The organism is Brevundimonas abyssalis TAR-001, from assembly GCF_000466985.1.
GTDB classification, from domain to species: domain Bacteria; phylum Pseudomonadota; class Alphaproteobacteria; order Caulobacterales; family Caulobacteraceae; genus Brevundimonas; species Brevundimonas abyssalis.
Map to the genome: position 1 here is coordinate 1 of NZ_BATC01000097.1, position 4,589 is coordinate 4,589.

Consider the following 4,589-nt stretch of genomic DNA (forward strand, 5'->3'; position numbering starts at 1 on the left):
GGCGGCGGCGATCATCAGTCCGCAGGACATGGCAGGCTCCTTCGGCGGCGATTCGACGGAATGCCGGTTGCCCCGGCTTACGCCTGCCCCGTAAACGATGTGTTGACCCTGTTCGATCGCGCCCGATTGCGAAGGAGCCCGCCATGGATCTCGACGCCGCCTGGACCGCCTTTGACTCCGTCGCCGCCCGGGATCGCGGCGTGCGCATCGTCGATCAGTTCGCCGCCGACCCGGACCGCCTGTCGCGCCTGACGGTGGAGGCCGCGGGCCTGACCATCGACCTGTCCAAGCAGAGCTGGACCCGGGAGGGGATGGAGGCGGCGCTGGGCCTGGCGCACGGGGCCGAGATCGAGGCGGCGCGGGCACGGCTGTTCGGCGGCGAGGCGGTCAATTTCACCGAAGGGCGCGCCGTGCTCCACGCCGCCCTGCGAGCGCGGCCCGGCGCCGACTATCGCGCCCTGGGCGAACCGGTGTCGCGGGAGGTGAAGGCGGTGCGCAAGGCCATGGCCGACTACGCCCGCGCGGTGCGTTCGGGCGATGAGGCAGGCGCCACGGGCAAGCCGTTCCGGACGGTGGTCCATGTGGGCATCGGCGGGTCGGATCTGGGGCCACGGCTGGTCTGGGACGCTTTGGCGCCGCGCACGCCGGATATCGAGGTCCGCTTCGTGGCCAACATCGACCGGGCCGAGATGGACCAGACCCTGACCGGGCTGGACCCCGAAACCACCCTGGTGATCGTGGTCTCCAAGACCTTCACCACCCAGGAGACCCTGGCCAACGCCGAGCTGGCCCGCCGGTGGCTGGCGGCCGCCCTGCCCGTCGACGGTCTGGACCGGCACTTCATCGGCGTCACCGCCGCGCCGCAACTGGCCGAGCGGTTCGCTGCGGCCGCACCTTCGCCTTCCGGGACTGGGTGGGCGGGCGCTACTCCCTGTGGTCGGCGGTGGGACTGTCCTGCGCCATCGGCCTGGGGCCGGAGCTGTTCCAGCGCATGCTGGACGGGGCGGCGGACATGGACGCCCACTTCCGGGACGCGCCGCTGGAGCGGAACGCGCCGGTGCTGATGGCCGCCGCCGAAATCTGGAACGTCAACGGACTGGGCCGCAGCGCGCGCACGGTGGCGCCCTACGCCCACCGCCTGCGCCGTCTGGCCGCCTTCCTGCAGCAGCTGGAGATGGAGTCCAACGGCAAGCGCATCCGCGATGACGGGTCTCCCGTGCCGCGCCAGACCTGTCCGGTGGTGTTCGGCGAGCCCGGCACCAACGGCCAGCATGCCTTCTTCCAGCAGCTGCATCAGGGGCCGGAGACGGTGCCCGCCGACTTCGTGGTGGTCGCCCGCGACGAGGAGGACCGGCCCCAGCCCGCCCTCTGGGCCAACGCCCTGGCCCAGGCCGAGGCGCTGATGATGGGCAAGTCGCTGAAGGCGGCGCGGGACGAGCTGATCGCCGCCGGTCATGCGCCCGCCGAGGCCGACCGCCTGGCGCCCCACAAGACCTTCCCCGGCAACCGGCCGTCCACCGCCATCCTGATGGAGCGCCTGACGCCCGAGACCCTGGGCGCCCTGATCGCGCTTTACGAGCACAAGGTGTTCGTGGAGGGGGTCATCTGGCGCATCAACAGCTTCGACCAGTGGGGCGTGGAGTTGGGCAAGGCCATGGCTCGCACCATCCTGGGCGAGATCGAAAGCGGTCAGTCCCGCCCCCACGATCCCTCGACCACAGCCCTGATCGATCGCCTGTCCGAGTGACGGCAAGCGAAAGGGGCGGACCCTTCCGGATCCGCCCCTCAGAGAGAGAGAGAGAGAGAGACGATCTAGCGTCGTCCTGAATCCTTACCAGCGGCGGTAATCGCGGCGATCGTCCCGACGGTCGTGGCGCCAGTCGCGGCGGTCCTCACGACGGTCCTGTCGCCAGTCGCGGCGGTCGTCGCGGCGATCATGACGCCAGTCGCGGCGGTCCGCCCGCCGATCATAGCGACGGTCGTAGCGCTGGTTGTACCGGCGCCATTCGTCGGCGTTGCGATAGTAGCGGCCGTCCCGGTAGTAGCGCCCGTTCCTGTAATAGCGGCGGTCGTCATCGTCCGCGCTGGCGTAGCCAGGGCCGCGCCGGCGATTGCGCCGCCGGCGATATAGCTGCCGTCGCCGTTGCCGATCAGGGCGCCGGCGATGGCGCCGATGCCCGCGCCGATCAGGGCGTCGCGCTCGCGGTCATCGGCCGACACGGGGGCGGCGGAGGCGGCGGTCAGGGCCAGGGCGCCCGCGGCGCCGGCGGCGAGGGTGCGGAAGTTCATCATGATGGGCTCCTTTCAGTCGCATCCGCCGAGATGGGCGGGATGTCTGGTGAGCCTTCATCCTGGCCAGCCGGGCTGAACGTCCCCGGAGGCCTCCGTTCATCCGCCGTTCAGGCTGAGGACGGCCTTGCGGCAGGACCGGCCAGGCCATACCGTCGTTACGGGAGGCGCCCATGGGGTTTCGCGTTCGGTCATTCTGCGTCCTGGCGGCGGCAGGTCTGCTGGCGTTGCCGGGGGCCCGCCCGGCTGTGGCCCAGACCGCAGCCCAGACCGGCGTGGGCTCGCGGGTGACCGTCTCGGCGGACCCGGAGGTTCTGGCCCGTTCGGCGCGGGACAGCCGTGACGCGGGCGACCATGCCGGCGCCGCCGAAGCCTTCGCGGAGGCCGGGCGGGCCCTGGTCCTGAACCATGATGCGGCGGGGGCGGCCGAGGCCTTCACGGATGCCGCCCGGTCCCGTCTGGCCCTGGGCGACGTGGACGGCGCCTATGCGGTGCTGGCCGAGGCTGCCCGGCGGCTGGAAGCCGCGGGGCCCGAAGCCCACGGGGCGGCTGGGCGGGCCACCGCATCCCTGGCGCGCATCCGCACCAATCAGGGCCGTTACGCCGAAGCCCTGGCCCTGCTGGACCGGTCCGAGGCGCTGGGCGGCGACGCCCTGGACGGGCCGGGACAGGCGGCCCTGGCCTATGACCGGGCGCGCATTCTGGACTTTCTGGGCCGGGCCGAAGAGTCCGAGGTCCACGCGCGCCGGGCCCTGACCCTGCGCCGCGAGCATCTGGGGGAGGCCGATTCCCTGACCGGCGACGCCCAGAACCAGCTGGCGGTCAGCCTGCAGGCGCAGGGCCGGTATGACGAGGCGGACCGGGCCTACCGTGGCGCCCTGACGGTCTACGAAGCGGTCAACGGGCCGGATCACCCCCACGTGGCCATCGCCCTGTCGAATCTGGGCAACATCCTGCGCCGCCGGGGTCGCGAACATGCGGCCGAGCCGGTCTATCGCCGCGCCGTGCGCATCGCCGAAAGTTCGGGCGACGATGAGCTTCTGGCCCAGTGCCTGACCAATCTGGGCTGGCACCTGCGCATGACCGGCCGCTCGCCCGAGGCCGATCCCGTCTTCCGCCGCGCCGCCGATCTGCTGGTGACGGTGGCCGGGCCGGATCATCCGTTCACCGGCATCGCCTTCGCCAACCTGGCCCTGATCCTGGGCGATCAGGACAGGCATGCGGAAGCAGAGCCCCTGTTCGTGCAGGCCCTGGCGGCGCTGGAGCCGGCCGTGGGGACGGACAGTCCCGACATTCTCGCCACCCTGGACGGCTACGCCCACACCCTGGCGAAGCTGGACCGCAAGGCGGAGGCGGACGCCGTCTACGGGCGCACCCTGGATATCGCCCGCTCGCGCCTGTCGCCGGGCCATCCCGAGGCCATGCGCCAGACCGTGGCCGTGGCCGACTTCCTGCTGGACGACGGCCGGGCCGCCGAGGCGCGGCGGCATCTGGACGAGGCGGAAGCCGCCCTGTTCCAGCGGATCGGCGCCGCAACCGACCCCCGGGCCGGCGCCCTGCGCCGCACCCAGGCCCTGTTCGAGCGTCAGGTTCGCGCCGACTGGAGCTTGGCCCACCCGGCCCGCGCAGAAAATTCTCTGACGCCAAACCCTTGACCCGCATGGCCCGGGGCCTATCTCCCGGCTGCATTAGCACTCGGGCAGGGTGGCTGCTAACAGCCATGGCCCGGGCAGGAACTCGATCCTTTAAGGAGATCATACAGATGGCGTTTCGTCCTCTCGGCGATCGCGTGCTGGTCAAGCGCGTGGAAGAAGAATCCAAGACCAAGGGCGGGATCATCATCCCCGACACGGCCAAGGAAAAGCCCCAGGAAGGCGAAGTCGTCTCCGTCGGCCCCGGCGCCCGTGACGACAGCGGCAAGGTCAACGCCCTGGAGCTGAAGGCCGGCGACCGCATCCTGTTCGGCAAGTGGTCGGGCACGGAAGTGAAGATCGATGGCGACGACCTGATCATCATGAAGGAATCCGACGTTCTGGGCGTGCTGTCCTAAGCACCCGCGTCGACCACCTTCTTAAACGAAATCAATAGATAGGAGCTGCCGAACATGGCCGCCAAGATCGTACATTTCAACACCGACGCGCGCGACAAGATGCTGCGCGGCGTCAACGTCCTCGCCAATGCCGTGAAGGTGACCCTGGGGCCCAAGGGCCGCAACGTGGTCATCCAGAAGTCCTTCGGCGCCCCGCGCTCGACCAAGGACGGCGTTTCGGTGGCCAAGGAAATCGAGCTGGAAGACGCCT

General features: G+C 70.6%; 4 protein-coding genes and 1 pseudogene. 4 read left to right on the forward strand and 1 reads right to left on the reverse strand.

Going from position 1 to position 4,589, the window contains the following annotated elements:
- Positions 1-143 precede the first annotated feature (143 nt).
- A pseudogene (gene pgi / locus MBEBAB_RS14425) lies at positions 144-1,747 on the forward strand (glucose-6-phosphate isomerase).
- 65 nt (positions 1,748-1,812) lie between these two features.
- On the opposite strand, the gene MBEBAB_RS16635 reads toward pgi, so the two are convergent.
- Positions 1,813-2,292 (reverse strand): hypothetical protein, encoded by a 480-nt coding sequence (locus MBEBAB_RS16635; protein WP_021698723.1) that lies wholly within the window; start codon positions 2,290-2,292, stop codon positions 1,813-1,815.
- A 170-nt stretch (positions 2,293-2,462) separates the two neighbouring features.
- Here MBEBAB_RS16635 and MBEBAB_RS14435 point away from each other — a divergent pair, with 170 nt between their 5' ends.
- The 3 genes from MBEBAB_RS14435 to MBEBAB_RS14445 form a co-directional block, all read left to right on the forward strand.
- Entirely contained in the window at positions 2,463-3,944 is a 1,482-nt protein-coding gene (locus MBEBAB_RS14435) for a tetratricopeptide repeat protein (protein ID WP_021698724.1), read from the forward strand.
- 107 nt (positions 3,945-4,051) lie between these two features.
- Positions 4,052-4,339 (forward strand): co-chaperone GroES, encoded by a 288-nt coding sequence (gene groES, locus MBEBAB_RS14440; RefSeq protein ID WP_021698725.1) that lies wholly within the window; start codon positions 4,052-4,054, stop codon positions 4,337-4,339.
- Between the two features lie 54 nt (positions 4,340-4,393).
- The coding region (locus tag MBEBAB_RS14445; RefSeq protein ID WP_045319458.1) for a TCP-1/cpn60 chaperonin family protein at positions 4,394-4,589 on the forward strand (196 nt) is incomplete at its 3' end.

Excerpts from the sequence above, each read along its gene's own strand:
- MBEBAB_RS16635 (WP_021698723.1), bottom strand. The coding sequence starts at position 2,292 with ATGATGAACTTCCGCACCCTCGCCGCCGGCGCCGCGGGCGCCCTGGCC.
- MBEBAB_RS14435 (WP_021698724.1), top strand. The coding sequence starts at position 2,463 with ATGGGGTTTCGCGTTCGGTCATTCTGCGTCCTGGCGGCGGCAGGTCTG.
- groES (WP_021698725.1), top strand. The coding sequence starts at position 4,052 with ATGGCGTTTCGTCCTCTCGGCGATCGCGTGCTGGTCAAGCGCGTGGAA.